Annotated in this window: 16 protein-coding genes; 6 read left to right on the forward strand and 10 right to left on the reverse strand. The window is 75.3% G+C overall.

Annotated elements, in window-relative coordinates:
• Positions 1-67: 67 nt before the first annotated feature.
• The 10 genes from ACWEO5_RS26030 to ACWEO5_RS26075 all read right to left on the reverse strand — a co-directional run bounded on the left by ACWEO5_RS26030 (position 68) and on the right by ACWEO5_RS26075 (position 9,776).
• The gene (locus ACWEO5_RS26030) at positions 68-1,021 is read right to left on the reverse strand and encodes a phosphotriesterase family protein (protein WP_344556826.1); all 954 of its coding nucleotides are present in this window, start codon (positions 1,019-1,021) and stop codon (positions 68-70) included.
• A gap of 57 nt (positions 1,022-1,078) precedes the next feature.
• Positions 1,079-2,062 (reverse strand): phosphotriesterase family protein, encoded by a 984-nt coding sequence (locus tag ACWEO5_RS26035; RefSeq protein ID WP_452164672.1) that lies wholly within the window; start codon positions 2,060-2,062, stop codon positions 1,079-1,081.
• Between the two features lie 236 nt (positions 2,063-2,298).
• The gene (locus ACWEO5_RS26040; RefSeq protein WP_344556822.1) at positions 2,299-2,907 is read right to left on the reverse strand and encodes a TetR/AcrR family transcriptional regulator; all 609 of its coding nucleotides are present in this window, start codon (positions 2,905-2,907) and stop codon (positions 2,299-2,301) included.
• Between the two features lie 234 nt (positions 2,908-3,141).
• The gene (locus tag ACWEO5_RS26045) at positions 3,142-3,810 is read right to left on the reverse strand and encodes a 3-oxoacid CoA-transferase subunit B (protein ID WP_452164673.1); all 669 of its coding nucleotides are present in this window, start codon (positions 3,808-3,810) and stop codon (positions 3,142-3,144) included.
• Entirely contained in the window at positions 3,810-4,505 is a 696-nt protein-coding gene (locus tag ACWEO5_RS26050) for a 3-oxoacid CoA-transferase subunit A (protein WP_452164674.1), read from the reverse strand. Before ACWEO5_RS26050 ends, ACWEO5_RS26045 begins: the two co-directional genes overlap by 1 nt.
• Positions 4,502-5,710 carry a thiolase family protein gene (locus tag ACWEO5_RS26055; protein ID WP_452164675.1) on the reverse strand — a complete coding sequence of 403 codons (1,209 nt, stop codon included), beginning with the start codon at positions 5,708-5,710 and terminating at the stop codon, positions 4,502-4,504. Before ACWEO5_RS26055 ends, ACWEO5_RS26050 begins: the two co-directional genes overlap by 4 nt.
• The gene (locus ACWEO5_RS26060; RefSeq protein ID WP_452164676.1) at positions 5,707-6,969 is read right to left on the reverse strand and encodes an FAD-dependent monooxygenase; all 1,263 of its coding nucleotides are present in this window, start codon (positions 6,967-6,969) and stop codon (positions 5,707-5,709) included. The genes ACWEO5_RS26055 and ACWEO5_RS26060 overlap by 4 nt, the downstream gene beginning before the upstream one ends.
• Before the next feature lie 118 nt (positions 6,970-7,087).
• The gene (locus tag ACWEO5_RS26065; protein WP_452164677.1) at positions 7,088-7,771 is read right to left on the reverse strand and encodes a maleylpyruvate isomerase family mycothiol-dependent enzyme; all 684 of its coding nucleotides are present in this window, start codon (positions 7,769-7,771) and stop codon (positions 7,088-7,090) included.
• Positions 7,768-8,610: a fumarylacetoacetate hydrolase family protein gene (locus tag ACWEO5_RS26070; RefSeq protein WP_452164678.1), complete on the reverse strand. Its 843-nt coding sequence runs from the start codon at positions 8,608-8,610 to the stop codon at positions 7,768-7,770. The genes ACWEO5_RS26065 and ACWEO5_RS26070 overlap by 4 nt, the downstream gene beginning before the upstream one ends.
• Positions 8,607-9,776: a cupin domain-containing protein gene (locus ACWEO5_RS26075; RefSeq protein WP_452164679.1), complete on the reverse strand. Its 1,170-nt coding sequence runs from the start codon at positions 9,774-9,776 to the stop codon at positions 8,607-8,609. The genes ACWEO5_RS26070 and ACWEO5_RS26075 overlap by 4 nt, the downstream gene beginning before the upstream one ends.
• Positions 9,777-9,852: 76 nt before the next feature.
• Between ACWEO5_RS26075 and ACWEO5_RS26080 the strand changes: the two genes are divergently transcribed.
• From ACWEO5_RS26080 to ACWEO5_RS26105, 6 genes are all read left to right on the forward strand, one after another.
• Positions 9,853-10,629 carry an IclR family transcriptional regulator gene (locus ACWEO5_RS26080; RefSeq protein WP_452164680.1) on the forward strand — a complete coding sequence of 259 codons (777 nt, stop codon included), beginning with the start codon at positions 9,853-9,855 and terminating at the stop codon, positions 10,627-10,629.
• A gap of 216 nt (positions 10,630-10,845) precedes the next feature.
• Positions 10,846-12,447, forward strand: coding sequence for an MFS transporter (locus ACWEO5_RS26085; RefSeq protein ID WP_452164681.1), 1,602 nt, complete (start codon positions 10,846-10,848; stop codon positions 12,445-12,447).
• Between the two features lie 142 nt (positions 12,448-12,589).
• The gene (locus tag ACWEO5_RS26090; protein ID WP_452164682.1) at positions 12,590-13,975 is read left to right on the forward strand and encodes an MFS transporter; all 1,386 of its coding nucleotides are present in this window, start codon (positions 12,590-12,592) and stop codon (positions 13,973-13,975) included.
• A gap of 240 nt (positions 13,976-14,215) precedes the next feature.
• Positions 14,216-14,641: a DoxX-like family protein gene (locus tag ACWEO5_RS26095; protein ID WP_452164683.1), complete on the forward strand. Its 426-nt coding sequence runs from the start codon at positions 14,216-14,218 to the stop codon at positions 14,639-14,641.
• Complete coding sequence (locus ACWEO5_RS26100; RefSeq protein ID WP_452164684.1) at positions 14,638-15,702, forward strand: DUF3419 family protein; 1,065 nt, start codon at positions 14,638-14,640, stop codon at positions 15,700-15,702. Before ACWEO5_RS26095 ends, ACWEO5_RS26100 begins: the two co-directional genes overlap by 4 nt.
• Entirely contained in the window at positions 15,699-16,481 is a 783-nt protein-coding gene (locus ACWEO5_RS26105; RefSeq protein WP_452164685.1) for a DUF2071 domain-containing protein, read from the forward strand. The genes ACWEO5_RS26100 and ACWEO5_RS26105 overlap by 4 nt, the downstream gene beginning before the upstream one ends.
• Positions 16,482-16,805: the final 324 nt, after the last annotated feature.

The following is a 16,805-nucleotide window of genomic DNA, read 5'->3' on the forward strand; positions in this document are numbered from 1 at the left end:
GCGGGGTTCACGGCCGGGAGGTCGCGGCCGGCGGGGGTCGCGGCCGGCGGGATCACGGCCGGACGGGTCACGGCTGGAGGGTCAGGAAGGCGGCGGGGTTGTCGACGAAGACCGTCCGGATGGCGGCCTCGTCGAGTCCGGCGGCGCGCAGGTCGGGGATCAGGTCGTCGAACAGGTAGTTGACGGTGTGTCCCTCGACTCCGGGCCAGCCGAGCGGGCTGCAGTTGGCGTCGGCGGAGGCGAGGACCTGGTGGATCCGGCCGTCGCCGATGAAGCGCAGGAAGTGGTCGAGGCGTTCGCGGCGGGGGCGGGCCCAGAACGGCGGGTCGGGCAGTTCGGTCTCGTAGCCGAAGGTGTCGAAGCCGATCCGGCCGCCCTGGTCGGCGATCCACACGTCCCGGGTCTTGTCGGCGTTGACGCCGTCGTCGACGTGGCCGAACAGTACGCGGTGCAGCGGGAGCCGCTCCTCCTCAAAGATCGCGATGGCGTTCTCGGCGTCGATCGCCAGGTGGGTGAGGATCGGGGCGCCGGTGGCCCGGGCGGCGCGGGCGGCGGCCCGGTAGATCCGCTTGTCGAGGTCGGTCATCCGGCCGCCGCGGCTGACGCCGACCTTGATGACGCCGGCCCTGGCGCCGGTGCCGCCGATGCCGACGGTGATCTCGTGGACGAACTGGGCGGCCAGGTAGTCGACTTCGGCGTCGGCGAAGTGGGCGAGCGCGGTGTCGCCGCCGACGAAACCGGTGCAGGCGACGATGTGCACGCCGGTCTTGGCGGACAGCGAGCGGTAGTAGTCGGGGTCGCGGCCGTTGCAGATGCCGGTGGCGTCGACGAAGGTGCCGCCGCCGAGTTCGTGGAAGCGGCGCAGCTTGGGGACGGTCTCCTGGTAGCGCTGCTCGGGGGTCTTCCACCAGCGGGTGTCGAGTTCGGAGCCGGGCATGCCGTAGCCGATGTGCTCGTGGACGGCCACCAGCCCCAACTCCTCGGCGGGCACCGGCCCCAGGACGGTATTCACTCGTGACACGGGACGCACCTTTGCTCGTGGTTGCGGAAGAGAAGGAGGAGGAGGAGAGGGAGGGGTTCAGACGGCGCGGACGGTGAGCAGTTCGCGCGGGTTGTCGACCAGCAGGCGGCGCACCCGGGTCTCGTCGAGGCCGCGTTCGCGCAGCAGCGGGACGAAGCCGGTCAGCAGGTGGGCGTAGGGCAGGTCGTTGCCGGGGTGGCCCTTGGCGACGCCGGTGGCGCCGACCGAGAGCAGCACCCGCCCGCCGTGTCCGGCGGCGACCAACTCGGCGACCAGGTCGGCGCGTTCGGCGTCGGTGGGGTGGCCGTCGCCCTCGGTGCCGAGGTGGTCGAGGACGGCGTAGGCGCCGCGGCCGGCGACCTCGAAGGCGGCGGCCCGGGCGAGGTCGCGGTCGAGGTCGAGGTCGCCGACGGCGATCCGGTCGGCGGGGAGCCCTTCGTCGAGCAGCACGTCGAGGTCGTGCCGGACGTCGGCGCCGTACCGGACGGAGACCGGGACGCCGGTGGCGAGGGCGGCGCGGGCGGCGCCGCGGAACAGGCTCTCGTCGGTGGCGGTCATGCCGGCGCGGGTGGCGGCGGTGGCGACCAGCCCGGCGGGGCCGCGGCGCTCGACCCGCGGGACGACCATGCCTTCGGCGGCTTCCAGGGCGAACAGTTCGGCGAACTTCTCGGCCGGCCAGGGAGTGGGCGGGTTGGTCTGCGGGGTGAGGAAGTAGCCGCCGAGCAGTTCCTCGGGGCCCTGTCCGGTGGAGGCGACCAGGTGGACGCCGGTGGTGCGGGAGAGCGTCTCGTACAGCCGCAGGTCGCGGCCGTGGAACATGCCGGTGCGGTCGACCAGGGTGCCGCCGCCGTGGACGCGGAACTCGGTGAGCTTGGCGGCGAGGGTCTCGAAGACCTCGGCCCGGTCGATGGTGACGTCCCAGGCGTGCTCGGCGCCGGGGACCACCGACAGCAGGGCCTCGTGGATCGCGACGACGCCCAGTTCCGCGGCCGGTACCGGCCCCAGGACGGTGTTCACGGTGGGGGTGGTGCGGTGGCCCATGCCTGCCTCGTGTGTGCGCTCGGGGGTGCCTGGCACCCGGTGGCCCGGTGACCCGGTGGCTCGTTGTCACGTTAGCCATTTGGTTTACACAGAGTCAATGAAACAGACATCAAGAAAAAACAACGACCGCCATGTCGCCACCGACTGCTCCGCCCGGGCACGCAAAAGGCCGCGTGAGCAGGGAGAACCCTGCGCACGCGGCCCGTACCGACCGGAGCGAGAACCCGCCGCGCGGGTCAGGTGAGCTGGCGCACCCAGCTGTCGCCGAGCTCCTGGAGCAGCTGCTCGCGGTCGAGCTTCCAGCCAGCCCGCTCCCAGTGCTGGGCGACGTAGTCGAGCTCGGCCATCGCCAGCACGCCCCGGAAGCGGCGCTGGTGCGGGGCGAAGCGGCCGGCCGCGGTGAGGCCGTCCTCGATGTCGCTGATCGCCTCCTCCAGCCAGCGTTCGACCAGGTCGGCGAGTTCGGGGTCGATCGCGGCGGCGTCCCGGCCGATCCGGATCAGCGGCCAGATCACCGGCCAGGACTCGGCGGTCTGCCGGATCCAGGCGTGGATCGCCGCCGGGGTGCCCTCGGCGACGGTGGCCACCAGGCCGAGCGCGGTGGAGCCGTGCTCGGCGGAGGCGGTGCGCTGGAGGGAGTCGTTGAGCTGCTCGGCGATCAGCGCCTTCATCAGGTCGCTGCGGGTGGGGAAGTACGCGTAGAAGGTGACCCGGGTGGTGCCGGCCGCGGTGGCGATGTCGTCGATGGTGGTGGCGGCGTAGCCCTTGGTCCGGAACAGGTCGAGCCCGGACTCCATCAGCAGTCGTCGGGTCATCTGCTTCTGCGCCGCGCGGAGGTTCGCCATGGACCCCGATCCTAGTGCCGCGTCAGGCAGCCTTTGCCGCGAAGGAGCGGCGGCCGGTGCGTGCTATCGGCGTGCCGGCCGGAAGCCCCCGTACTGGATGTACTCGGGTTTTCGGCCGGTGCGGCGAGAGTGCGTGCCGGGCGCCGCGACGGGCGAAGGTTGCCTGACGCGGCACTAGCGTTCGGCGGCCGTACCCGACGGCAGGTCACCGTACGGCCCGTACAGCGGGGCGGGTCAGCCCAGCAGCCGCACCGGGAGGCGTTCGCGCAGCTCGGCGAGGGTCAGGCCGTAGGTCTCCAGGACCCGCACCGCGCCGTCGGGGCCGGTCTCGAAGACGCCGTGGTCGGTGTAGACGGTGTGCACGCAGGCCGCGCCGGTCAGCGGGTAGCCGCACTCCTCGACCAGTTTGGCGGCGCCGTCCCGGGTGAACAGCTTCATCATCACCAGCACCCGCTCGGCGCCGACCGCCAGGTCCATCGCCCCGCCGACGGCGGGGATGGCGTCGGGCTCGCCGGTGTGCCAGTTGGCCAGGTCGCCGCGGCCCGAGACCTGGAACGCGCCGAGCACGCACACGTCCAGGTGGCCGCCGCGCATCATCGCGAAGGAGTCGGCGTGGTGGAAGTAGGCGGCGCCGGGCAGTTCGGTGACCGGGACCTTGCCGGCGTTGGTGAGGTCCGGGTCGACCTGGTCGCCGACCGCGGCCGGGCCCATGCCGAGCATGCCGTTCTCGGTGTGCAGCACGATCCCGGCGTCGGGCGGCAGGTGCTCGGCGATCCGGGTGGGCTGGCCGATGCCGAGGTTGACGTACGAGCCCGGCGGGATGTCCCGGGCGATCCGGGCGGCCAGTTCCTCGGTGCTCAGCGGGCCCCGGTCGGTGTGCTCCCGGACAGCTGTGGCGGACATCAGCGCGCTCCCTGCACGGTCAGGCGGCGGGCCTCGGCCCGGACCAGCCGGTCGACGAAGATGCCGGGGGTGACGACGGACTCCGGGTCCAGCTCCCCGGCCGGGACGATCTCGGTGACCTGGGCGACCACGGTGGTGGCGGCGGTGGCCATCACCGGGCCGAAGTTGCGGGCGGTCTTCCGGTAGACCAGGTTGCCCGCGGTGTCGCCGCGATGCGCGGAGACCAGCGCGAGGTCGCCGCGGATCGGCAGTTCGAGGACGTGCTCGCGCCCGTCGATCACCCGGGTCTCCTTGCCCGCCGCGAGCGGGGTGCCCGCGCCGACCGGGCTGAAGAAGCCGCCGATGCCCGCGCCGCCGGCCCGGATCCGCTCGGCCAGGGTGCCCTGCGGCACCACCTCCAGCTCGACTTTCCCGGCCCGGTAGAGGGCGTCGAACACGTACGAGTCGCTCTGCCGGGGGAAGGAGCAGACCACCTTGCGCACCCGGCCGGCCTTCAGCAGCGCGGCCAGGCCGACGTCGCCGTTGCCCGCGTTGTTGGAGACCACCGTCAGCCCGCCGGCGCCCTGCCGGATCAGCGCGGCGATCAGCTCGAACGGCATGCCCGCGTACCCGAACCCGCCGACCAGGACGGTCGAGCCGTCCGCGACTCCGGCCAGCGCCTCGTCCGCGTCGGCCGCCACCACCGTCGCCGTCACCTGCCCACCTCCGTTTCCTCGAAGACGTTCTCGAAGACGTTCTCGATCACGACGGCCAGCGCCTGGCCGACGCCGATGCAGATCGCCGCCACGCCCCAGCGGGCGCGCCGCTCGCGCAGCACCGCGGCGAGGGTGCCGAGCAGCCGGCCGCCGGAGGCGCCCAGCGGGTGGCCCAGCGCGATCGCGCCGCCGCGGGTGTTGACCAGTTCGGGGTCCACGCCCCAGGCGTCCACGCAGGCCAGCGCCTGGACGGCGAACGCCTCGTTCAGTTCGACGGCGCCGACGTCCGACCAGCCGATCCCGGCCCGGCGCAGCGCCTGCTCGGCGGCCCGGACCGGCGCGTACCCGAAGTCCTGCGGGGCGACGGCGTGCGCGGCGCGGCCGGCGATCCGGGCCAGCGGGGCCCGGCCGATCCGTTCGGCGGCGGCGGCGCTGCCCAGCAGCAGGGCGGCGGCGCCGTCGCTGAGCGGGGAGGCGTTGCCCGCGGTGATGGTGCCGTCGGGGCGGAAGGCCGGTTTGAGGGCGGCCAGCTTGGCGGTGTCGGTGCCGGGCCGGATGCCCTCGTCCCGGGCCAGTCCGGCGACGGGGAGCACCAGGCGGTCGTAGAAGCCGTCCGCCCAGGCCCGGTCGGCCAGCCGGTGCGAGCGGGCCGCGAACTCGTCCTGGCGCTCGCGCGGGATGCCGAGGCGTTCGCGCAGCTGCTCGTTGCACTCGCCGAGCGGGGCGGTCCACTCCTCGGGCATGGCCGGGTTGACCAGTCGCCAGCCGAGGGTGGTGGAGACGGCGGCGGTGTCGCCCGCCGGGAAGGCCCGGTCGGGCTTGGGCAGCACCCAGGGGGCGCGGGTCATCGATTCGACGCCGCCCGCGAGGACGGTCTCGGCGTCCCCGCACTCGATCGTCCGGGAGGCGGCGATCGCGGCGTCCAGGCCGGAGCCGCACAGCCGGTTGACGGTGGTGGCGGGCACCGAGACGGGCATCCCGGCCAGCAGGGCGGCCATCCGGCCGACGTTGCGGTTGTCCTCGCCCGCGCCGTTGGCGTTGCCCCAGACCACCTCGCCGACCTCGGCCGGGTCCAGCCCGGGGGCGCGCTCCAGCAGGCCGCGGATCGCGGCGGCGGCCAGGTCGTCCGGGCGGACGGCGGCGAGGGCGCCGTTGAAGCGGCCGAACGGGGTGCGGACGGCGTCGTACAGGTAGGCGTCGTTCACCGGACCGGCTCCTGCGGGCGGGCGCTCTCCAGCGGGATCGGGGTGAACATCGGCGGCTCCTGCCCGGGCAGCAGCGCGGTCGGCCCGTAGATCCAGTCGGTGAACGCGTAGTCGTCGACGGCCCGGTCGCGCAGGATCGCGTTGCGCTGCAGCCTGGCATCGCCGCCCAGGTGCCACAGTTCGCCCCAGGCCCGGGCGGTGCTCTGGACCCGTCGGCAGTGCTCCACCCGGACGTCCTGGTAGGCGGCCAACGCGGCGTCCCACTGCGGGGGTTCGCCCTCGCCGGTGAGCCGGGCGGCGTGCTCGGCGAGCACCCAGCCGTCCTCGATCGCCATGATCGCGCCCTGCGCCATGTACTGCAGCGGCGGGTGCGCGGCGTCGCCGAGCAGCGCGATCCGGCCGTGCACCCAGGTCTCGACCGGGTTCCGGTCCATCATCTGCCACCAGCGGTCGCGCCACATCAGCGGGATGCCGGAGCGGACGGTGTCGCAGGTCGCCTCGAACGCGGCGTCCAGTTCGTCGGGGGTGCCCCAGTCGGGGTCGCCCGCCTTGGCCTTCGGCGACTCGAACACCGCGACCTGGTTGAACATCTCGCCGCCGCGCAGCGCGTACTGCACGAAGTGGCAGCGCGGGCCGACGTACACGGTGACGTCGTGCTCGGCGATCCCGTTGTCCCGGACCCGCTCGATCGGGACGGCGGCCCGGTAGGCGACGTAGTCGGAGCTGACCACCTCGTCGCCGACCAGCTTGCGGCGCGCCACCGAGTGCAGCCCGTCGGCGGCGATCACCAGCGGCGCCCGCTCGGTGCTGCCGTCCTCCAGCACCACCCGGGCGCCGTCGCCGTCCTGCTGGTAGTCGACCACCGTCCGGTCGGTCAGCAGCTCGACCCCGGCCCGCCGGCAGGCCCGCAGGAAGATGCCGTGCAGGTCGCTGCGGTGGATCACCAGGTACGGGAAGCCGTAGCGCCGTTCGAGGTCGCGCAGGTCGAGCCGGGTCAGCTCGCGGGCGTCCAGCGCGTCCCGCATCACCATCCCGTCGGGGACCACGCCCAGCTCGCGGGCCTCGTCCAGCAGCCCGTAGTCGGCGAGGATCCGGGTGCAGTTGGGCGCGATCTGCAGCCCGGCCCCGACCTCCCCGAACTCCTTGGCCCGCTCCAGCACGCGCACGCCCAGGCCCTTGCGGGCCAGCGCGAACGCGGCCGCGAGACCGCCGATGCCGCCGCCGACGACGAGCACGTCAGGGGTGGAGGGAGGGTTCATGAGCTGCTTCTTTCCACATCACGGGGAGTCACGTGCACGCCCGGGAGGGGGCGCGGGAGGGCGGGGCCCGGGTGGACGGGCCCGGCCGGGAGGGGCGCGGGCGGGCGGGGCTCCGGCGTCAGAGCCAGGGGCCGAGGACCGGGGCGCCCTCGATGTGCTGACGGCCGGTCAGGTAGGCGGCCAGCAGCGGGAGTTCGGCCTCGACCACGGTCTGCTCGCCGTCGCCGGCGAAGTCCCGTTCGAAGCCGCCGTCCGGGGTCCGCAGCACGAACGCGGTGGCCCGCTTGGCCAGGGCGTCCTCGCAGAGGGCGGCCAGGAAGCCGTCCGGCAGGTCGGCGAAGGTGACGCCGGCCGCCAGGTCGACCGCGTGGACGCAGGCTTCGCGGGCGCGCATCCAGGGGAGTTCGGTGGCGGGGACGGTGCGGCCCTGGGCGGTGACGACGGGAGCCTGCCACTGCTCGGGGGTGAGCGCGTCCAGGCCGGCGGTCAGCCGCTCGGCGGATTCCCTTACCCAGGAGGTGAGTTCGGCGGCGGGCAGGGCGCGTCCGCGTTCGATGCCGGCCAGCCGCTGCGCCGCGGAGGCGTACATGGGGGTGGGTTCGCCGGTCGCGGCCCAGTGCACCAGGTTGCCGAGCGCGTCGGCGTTGGCGGCGAGGTGGGCGGCGAGGTGGGCGCGGCTCCAGCCGGGCAGCGGGCTGGGGGCGGCGTACTCGGCGGGGCCGAAGCCCTCGGCGGCGGCGAGGAAGAGCCGGGTGCCGCGGGCCGCCCAGGCCAGGGCCCCGGCGGGCGTGCGGGTGCTCACGCGGCGCCGCCGTCCCGGACGACGCGGTTCTCCAGTCGGCCGATGCCCTGCACCTCGGTGACGACCGTCTCGCCGCCGCTCAGGTAGCGGGCGGGCTTGCGGGCGTGGCCGACGCCGCCGGGGGTGCCGGTGGCGATCAGGTCGCCGGGGTTGAGCCGGACCACGGTGGAGACGTACTCGACCAGGGTGACCGGGTCGAACAGCAGGTCGCCGGTGTTGTCGGACTGCATGGTCTCGCCGTCGACGGTGAGCGTGACGTCGAGCGCGGGGCGGACGCCGCCGGGCAGTTCGTCGGGGGTGACCAGGAACGGGCCGACCGGGGTGGTGGAGTCCCAGGTCTTGCCCTGGAGCCACTCGCGGGTGCGGAACTGCCAGTCGCGGCAGGTGATGTCGTTGAGCACGGTGAACCCGGCGATGGCGGCCTCGGCCTGCTCGCCGCGGGCGCGGCGCACCGGCTTGCCGATGACGACGGCGAGTTCGACCTCCCAGTCGAACTCGGCGGTCTCCTCGGGCCGGAGGATGTCGTCCCCGGCGCCGATCAGCGAGTCGGCGAACTTGGCGAACAGGGTGGGGTGTTCGGGCAGGTCGCGGCCCATCTCCTGGATGTGGTTGCGGTAGTTGAGGCCGACGCACACCACCTTGGAGGGCTTGGGCACCACGGGCGCGAACTCGGCGCCGGCCAGCGGGTAGGTCGTGCCGGTCGCGGCGGCGGCGGTCTCGGCCCAGTCGTCCTGTTCGAGCAGCGCGCCGAGGTCGGGGTGCCCGAGGTCGACCAGGGTGTCGCCGTCGAGCCGGACGGCGCGGGTGGTGCCGCCGGTGCGGAGGGTGGCGAGCTTCATCGGGTGGTTCCTTCCAGGTGGGTGCGCTGCAGCTGCAGGGCTTCGAAGATCGGGGCGTCGCTGAACCGGAACAGGTCGAGCGCGCCGGAGTCGGAGTCGGTGGCGCCCGCCTCGGAGCGGACCGAGAACGGCTGCCAGGAGGGGACGGTGAACAGGTCGCCGCGGGCGACCGTCCAGGTCCGCTCGCCGACCGTGACGGTGCCGGAGCCGTCGAAGACCTGGTAGACCGAGGAGCCGGTCTCCCGGACGGGCGCGGTCCCGGCGCCGCGGGCGATCCGGTGCACCTCGGCCCGGATGGTGGGCAGCACGTCGCCGGCGGTGGCCGGGTCGGTGAACCGGACGGCGGCGTGGCCGGGCTCGACGGTGCCGCCGAAGCCCTCGGCCTCCAGGGCGAGCTGGTCGGCCAGGGCGCGGTCGGTGTGCTCCCAGCGGTAGGCCAGCAGCGGACTGCCGGGGCCGGGGCGCCGGGCGGCGACCGGGCGCAGCCCGGGGTGGCCCCAGAGGCGTTCGGCGCGGGAGCGGTCGGGGGTGGTGCGTTCGGCGTCGGAGATCTCGTCCCGGCCGAACTCGAAGAACTGGGCCTCGCTGGTGTACTGGAACGGGATGTCGAGGCCGTCGATCCAGGCCATCGGCTCGCTGGTGGCGTTGTGGTGGGCGTGCCAGTTCCAGCCGGCCTGCGGGAGGAAGTCGCCGCGGCGCATGGCGACGGGGTCGCGGCCGACCACGGTCCACACGCCCTCGCCCTCGACGACGAAGCGGAAGGCGTGCTGGGTGTGGCGGTGCTCGGGGGCGTCCTCGCCGGGCATCAGGTACTGGATGGCGGCCCACAGGGTGGGGGTGGCGAACGGGCGGCCGCCGAGCGCGGGGTTGGCCAGCGCGATGGCCCGGCGTTCGCCGCCGCGGCCGACCGGGACGAGTTCGCCCGCGCGGGCGGCGAGTTCGCGCAGCTTCTGCCAGCGCCACAGGTGCGGGGCGGCCTGCGAGCGGGGGTGGGCGGGCATCAGGTCGCCGATCTCGGTCCACAGCGGGACGAGCAGCTCCTGTTCGAAGCCCCGGTAGAGCTCGTGGAGCGCCGGGGTGACCTCGGGCTGCCCCTCCGCGGCGACGGCCTGGAGCCGGACCGGGGAGCCCGTTGCGGTGTCTGGGGCGGTGGTGGACTCGATCACGGGCTCAGCGTGCCGCGTCCCGCTCAGGAGAACATGTAGATTCTTCAGAGCAGAACGACTGTCGAGAGGCCCCGCCGTGGACAAGCCGCTGAAGACCCCGCCGCCGTACCCGATCGCCAGCGTGGACCACGCGCTGCGGGCCGCGACCATGCTGCAGATGGAGGGCGGGGCGACGGTCTCGCAGGTCGCCGAGCGGCTGGGGGTGGCCCGCTCCACGGCGCACCGGATCCTCGGGATGCTGGTCTACCGGGACTTCGCGGTGCAGGGCGACGACCGGGTGTACCGGGCCGGGCCGGTGCTGGAGCTGGCCGCGCACTCCCGTTCGCTGGTCTCCCGGCTGCGCCCGGCGGCGCTGCCGCACCTGCGCCGGGCGGTGGACGTGCTGGACGAGACGGTGAACCTGATCGTCCGGACCGGGGACACCGCCCGGTTCATCGCCAGCGTGGAGTCCGCGCAGACACTGCGGGTGGGCTCGCGCGAGGGCATGGTCTTCCCGGCGCACCGCACCACCGCCGGGCTGCTGCTGCTCGCCGAGCTGACCGGGGAGCAGCTGGAGGAGGTCTACGCGCCCGAGCGCTACCGGGACCGGCCCGGCGAGCGGCCGGACCTGCCGCAGCTGCGGGCCGAGTTGGCGAAGCTGCGGCGCGGCGGTTTCGCGGTCAACCGGGAGCGCTCCGAACGCGGCCTGACCGCCGTCGGGGTGGTGGTGCGGGACGGGGCGGGCGCGGCGGTGGCCGGGCTGTCGGTGTCGATGCCGAGCGTGCGCTACGACCCGCACCGGCTGCAGTCGCTGGTGGCGGTGCTGGAGGCGGCGGCGCACGCCCTGGAGGCGGACCTCGCGGAGCAGCCCTGACCCCGCCCCACTCGCCAGTACACACGCTACGTTCACTTTCGGTCACGCATACATCATTGACGCCACGTAAACCGAGTGCCATTCTCCACGGCATCGCACTCGGTCCGCGGCGCGCCGTCCCCTCCCCCTGGCACGCCGGGCCGAGCCCTCCCCCACCCCGGCCCGCCCGCTCCCCCGCGGGCCGCCGGACCTTCCCCAGCCAGGGAGACACCAGCAATGACGCTCAAGAACGGGACGCCGTCGTCCCACGGCCCCACCGCGGGGGCTGCCCGGACGCCGGGCTACGCGGGCACACTGGCTGCCGCCTGCGGTGCGGTGTTCACGGCCCAGGTGGCCAACGCGCTGCCGGCCTCGCTGAACGGCCTGTTCCAGCAGGACCTGCACACCCACGGCTCCCAACTGACCTGGATCACCTCGGCGTTCATGATCGCCGTGGTGTGCTTCGAGTTCACCTTCGGCATCCTCGGCGACCTGTTCGGCCGCCGCCGGCTGGTCGCGGCGGGCACCGCGCTGGTCGCGGCCGGCTCGACGGTCGCCGCGCTCGCCCCGAACGTGCAGACCCTCTGGGTCGGCGCCGCGCTCAACGGCCTCGGCGCGGGCGCGATGTTCCCCGGCTCGCTGACCGCGATCACCGCCGTCACCCGCACCGCCCGGCAGCGGGTGCACGCGGTCGCGCTGTGGAGCGGCTTCCTGTCCGCGGGCGCGGCGGTCTCCCCGCTGATCGGCGGCGCGTTCGCCCGGGTCGGCTCCTGGCGCGGCTCGTTCTGGGTGCTGGTCGGCCTGGCGCTGGCCTCGGTGGTGCTGACCCTGCTGCTGCTCGCCGAGTCGAAGTCCGCCGAGGGCCGGAAGTTCGACGTCGCCGGGCAGGTCACCTTCGCGCTCGGCCTGGTCCTGGTGCTGTACGGCGCCGTGGAGGGCCCCGAGTCGGGCTGGGGCACCGGGCCGGTGGTCGGCGCGTTCGTCGCCGGCGGGCTGCTGCTGGCCGGGTTCGTGGCGGTCGAACTGCGCGCCGAGGCCCCGATCCTGGACCTGCGGCTGTTCCGCAACCGCGCCTACGCGGTCAGCTCGGTCGTCGCGGTGATCGGCATGCTGGCCTTCCTCGGCTCCTGCTTCGCCACCAGCATGTGGCTCGGCCCCGTCCAGCACCAGGACCCGCTGCGGGTCGCGGTGCCGTTCCTGCTGCTGCAGGGACCGGCATTCGTGCTGATCCCGGTGGTCTCCCGGCTGCTGCACCGCGTCGCCCCGGCCCGGCTGCTGGCGGCGGGCTGCGCGCTGATGGCCGTCGGCGCGTTCCTGGCCACCGGGCTGGACGTCACCGACCCCGGGCTGGGCGCGTTCGTCGCGCCGACCCTGCTGATCGGCGTCGGCTTCGCCCTGACCGTCAGCTCGATGACCGCCGTCGCCCTGGACAGCGTCCCGCCCCGGCTCGCCGGCATGGCCAGCGCCACCACCAACATGCTGCGCGACCTCGGTTTCGCGCTCGGCCCGGTGGTGGTCGGCGCGGTCGCCCTCTCGCACGCGGGCTCCGCCTTCGCCGGGAAGCTCCCCGCCTCGGGCCTGCCCGCCGAGCAGCTCGGCGCCGCCACCGCGATCGGACGGGCCGGCGGCCCGATCGCCGTCAACTCGCTGCCCCCGGACGCCCCCGGCGCGGCCGCCCACGCCCTCGCCCTGGACGCCCTCGGCTCCGGCTTCACCACCGCCTTCCTGATCTGCGGCATCGCCGCCACCGCCGCCACCGCCCTCACCCTGGTCGGCATGCTCGGCACCCGCCGGGCCCCCGCCCCCGCCGAGGAGGCCCGGCAGCCGGTCACCGCCTGATCCGGGCGCCCCGACCGGCCCCGGTGCACAATCAGTGGTTGTGGCCAACCCTCCCGTAGGTTGTTTGACCTGCGAACCTCTCAGCCGCTTGGCTCCTACCGGACAACAGGGGGTTGTCCGGTAGGACGCGGAGGAGGACGCGGTGAGCAGGCGGAAGCTGGGCCGGCCGTTCGGCTGGCTGTGGGCCTCGTACGCGGTGAGCGCGTACGGGTCAGGGCTGGGGTTCGGGGCGCTGCCGCTGATCGCGGTGCTGGTGCTGCACGTCGGGCCGGCGCAGGTGTCGGTCCTGTCGGCGGTGGGCCCGGCGGTGGGGGCGCTGGTCGCGGTGCCGCTGGCGCCGTGGATGGAGGCGCGGCGCAAGCGGCCGGTGATGATCGGCGCGGACCTGGTCCGGTTCGCGGCCATGGTGTCCGTCCCGGTCGCGTACGCCCTCGGACGGCTGGGCTTCGGCCAACTGCTGCTGGTCACGACGGTGGTGGCCGCCGCGAAGATCGCCTTCGGCGCGGCCAGCGGCGCCTACCTCAAGTCGCTGGTCCCGACCGAGGACCTGCTGGTGGCCAACTCCCGCTTCGAGTCGACGAACTGGAGCTCGATCGCGATCGGCCCGCCGCTCGGCGGAGCGGCGATCGGCGTGTTCGGCCCGGTGGTCACCGTCCTCGCGGACGCCGCCAGCTACCTGCTCTCCGCGCTCGGCCTCACCGCGATCCGCGCCCGGGAACGCGCCCCGGAACCGCGGCGGCCGGACGGCGGGCGGGAGCCGGCCGCGTTCCGGGCGGCCGCGTTCCAGTCGGGCGGCCTCCGGACGGGCGGGCTCCGGACGGGCGGCCTCCGGGCGGGCGGCCTCCGGGCGGGCGGGCTGCTGGAGGGCTGGCGGCACATCCTGGGCCATCCCGTGCTGCGACCGCTCTACCTCAACAACCTGCTGGTCTCCGGCCTGATCATGGCCACCGAACCGCTGCTCGCCGTCCTGCTGCTGCGCCAACTCGGCTTCCCCGCCTGGCAGTACGGCCTCGCCTTCGCCGCGCCCTGCCTCGGCGGCCTGATCGGCTCCCGGCTGGCGCCCCGGGTCGTCGCCCGCCACGGCCGCCGGCGGGTCTTCCGCGTCGTCGGCACCCTGCGCGCCGTCTGGCTGCCCGGCCTCGCCCTGGTCCGGCCGGGCGTCACCGGGCTGCTCACCGTGATGGCGGTCGAGTCGGCGATCATCGTCCACATGAGCCTGTACACCCCGGTGCTCGCCACCTACCGGCTCGAACACACCCCCGCCCACCTGACCGCCCGCACCCTGACCGCCTGGTCCGTGGGCCAGCAGGCCGGCATCGCCACCCTCACCGCCCTGGCCGGCCTGCTGGCCCACCTCACCACCCCGCGCACCGCCCTCGCCGCCGCCGGCCTGCTCGTCCTGGCCACCCCGCTGCTGCTCCCCCGCGCCGCCCACCACGACGCAGCGCAGCCCGCCACCGGCACCAGCGCGCCCGCCGGACCCACCGGGCCCAGCGCGCCCACCGGGCCCACTGCGGCAGCGGGTTGAACGATCCGCCGGGCCGCCCCGCGCGCCCGGCGCCACCCCGTGCCGCCGGGGTTCCGGGGGGGGGGGGGAGGTCCCCGGCCCTCGGCGGCCTCCCGCCGCACGGGCGCCGAGCGGGCCGCGCATCTCACATTGAACGCGTTCAAAATTTGCGGCATGATCGACACCGTCGGGCCCAGGGGAGAACGGGGGCCCGCTCCGCCGTGCCCGGGCACGGACAAGTCGCAGGAGAGAGGGGGGACCGTGGGAGACATCGGCAGGACCCGCTTGCCGGCCGTCGCGGTCGCGTTGATGTGGTGGTACGAGGGCTTCTGGTGCAAGGTCTTTCCCGGCCGGGCGGACCAGCGGGCCATCGTGGAGGGACTGCCCCTGCTGCCGGCCGGCGCGGCGGGGGCGCTGCTGGTCGCCATCGGACTCGCCGAGGTCGCGCTCGGGGTGTGGGTCCTGCTGGGGCACCGCCCGTACGCCGCCGCGGTCGTGCAGAGCGCCCTGGTCGTCGGCTTCAACACCGGCGGGCTGCTCGTCGGCGCGCAGCACATCCCCGAGCCCGGCCGGCTGGTGGTCCAGGACCTCGCCTTCCTCGCGCTGATCTGGCTGGTCGCCGCCCGCCGCTCCGCCTCCGGCGCCGCACCGCGCGGCGGCCCCGCCCGGGAGCTCTGGGCCCGATGACCCCTCCCCCGCCCACCCGTCCCGCCCGCCGCACCGCGGGCGCGCCGCCGACGGCCGGCACCGCCACCGGTACGCCGTGGCAGCAGGGCCGGCTGCTCGCCGGACCCGCCGACCGCCCCCGGGTGCTCTTCGGCCGGATGTACGAGGACCCGGCCGTGGAACTCGCCGCGTTCCCGCCGCCCGGCGCCCGGGTGCTGTGCATCGCGTCCGCCGGGGACACCGCGGCCGCGCTCGCCTCCGCCGGGTACGAGGTCACCGCCGTCGATCTGAACCCGGCCCAGCTCGCCTACGCCAGGGCCCGGTTGGAGGACGGGGCGCCCGCCGCGACCGGCACGGCCGAACGGCTGACCGGCCTGGGCCGCACCACGGCGGCCGCCCTGCTGCCCGCCTGGCGGCCCGCCGCCGTCGCCGACTTCCTGCGCCTCGACGACCCCGGCGAGCAGCGGCGCCGCTGGACGGACGAGCTCGACGGGCCCGGGCTGCGACTGCTGGCCGCCACCGCGCTGCGGCCCGCCGGGGCGCTCGCCGCCGTCCTGCGCCCGGGCTTCCGGTGCGCGATCCCGCGCGGCTTCGACGAGGTCCTGCTGCGCAGGATCGCCCGGACCGTCGCCCGGCACCCCAACGCCGCCAACGACTGGGCCTGGCGGCTGCTGCTCGGCCGCGAACGCCCCGGCGCGCCCGCGCCCACGGTCGGCCCCGGACGGGTGCGGCTGGTACGGGGCGAGGTCGTCGAGCACCTGGAGCGGTGCGCCGCCGGGAGCTACGACGCGGTGACGCTCTCCAACGTGGTCGACGGGCCCGGCCCGCGCTTCGCCCGGCGGCTGCGCGCCGCCGTCGAGCACGCGGTGCGCCCGGGCGGGACGGCGGTGGTGCGCAGCCTGCGCGAACCGGGCCCGGGCGGGGCCGGACGCGCCGCCGAGGACCGGTCGATGATCTGGGGCGTGGTGCGGGTCGTCCGCACCGGAACGAACCGGACGGACGGGACGGACCGAGCGGACGGGACGGGCGCAGTGAACGGGACGAGCGCGATGAACGGAACGGACGGAACCGAGGCCCGATGAAGCACCTGCTGCAGCGCCACCCCGTCCCGGTCCGGACCCGCTTCGCCCACTCGCTGGTCCTCACCTACGCCCTGCCGCCGCGGGTCCTGGAGCCGCTGCTGCCGCCGGGGCTCGCCCTCGACACCTACACCGACCCGGCCGGCACCGAGCACGGGTTCGTCGCCGCGGCCCTGGTGGACACCCGGGACCTGCGGCCCGCCTTCCTGCCCGCCGGCCTCGGCGCCGACCTGCTCCTCACCGGGTACCGGATCTTCACCCGCTTCCCCACGCCCCGGGGGCGGTCCATGCGCGGCCTGAAGATCCTCCGCAGCGACACCGACAGCCGCGTCATGGCCCTCGGCGGCAACCTGCTCACCCGCTACCACTACCGGCTCGCCCGGATCGGCAGCCGGGTCGTCGGCGACACCCTGGAGTTCCGGGTCCTCAGCCGGGACGGCCGGGCCGACCTGCACGTGCGGGCCGACCTCGCGGGCGCCCCCGCGGGCCTGCCCGACGGCAGCCCGTTCGCCTCCGCCAAGGACGCCCGGCGGTTCGCCGGCCCGCTGCCCTACACCTTCGAGCACGAGCCGCAGACCCGGTCGGTGATCGTGGTGAAGGCCGCCCGGGCGCACTGGGAGCCGACCCCGGTGGCCGTCGAACTGCCCACCCCGCCCACCTTCTTCGCCCACGGCCCGTTCGCCGGGACGACTCCCGTGCTCGCCAACGCCTTCCACGTCGCCGACCTCGACTACGGCTGGGAGGCCGGCCGGCGCCGCGCCGAGAACGGGGCCGAACGGTGAGGCGGCCCCCGGCGCGGCGCCCGAGCGCCGGTACCGCCCCGGAGGAGCCGGTCCGCTTCTCCGGGGTGCGGGAGGTCGTCCGCTACAACTGGCCGTTGTACGCGGCGGGCGGCCTCGCCGCCGGGGCGGGCCTCGCGCTCTCCCGCCGGCTCCCCGGGCCCGCCGCCGCCCTCGCCCGGGCGGGCGCGGCCGCGGGGGGCGGGCCGGGGGGGCCCCCGACCCGCGCCCCCCGGGGGGTGGGGGGGGGGCCGCGGGGGGGCCCCGGGGGGTGGGGGGGGGGGCGGGTGGGGGGGGGGGCGGGGGCGGCCCGCGTGTTGGTCTGCC

It is taken from the genome of Kitasatospora sp. NPDC004272 (assembly GCF_053603035.1).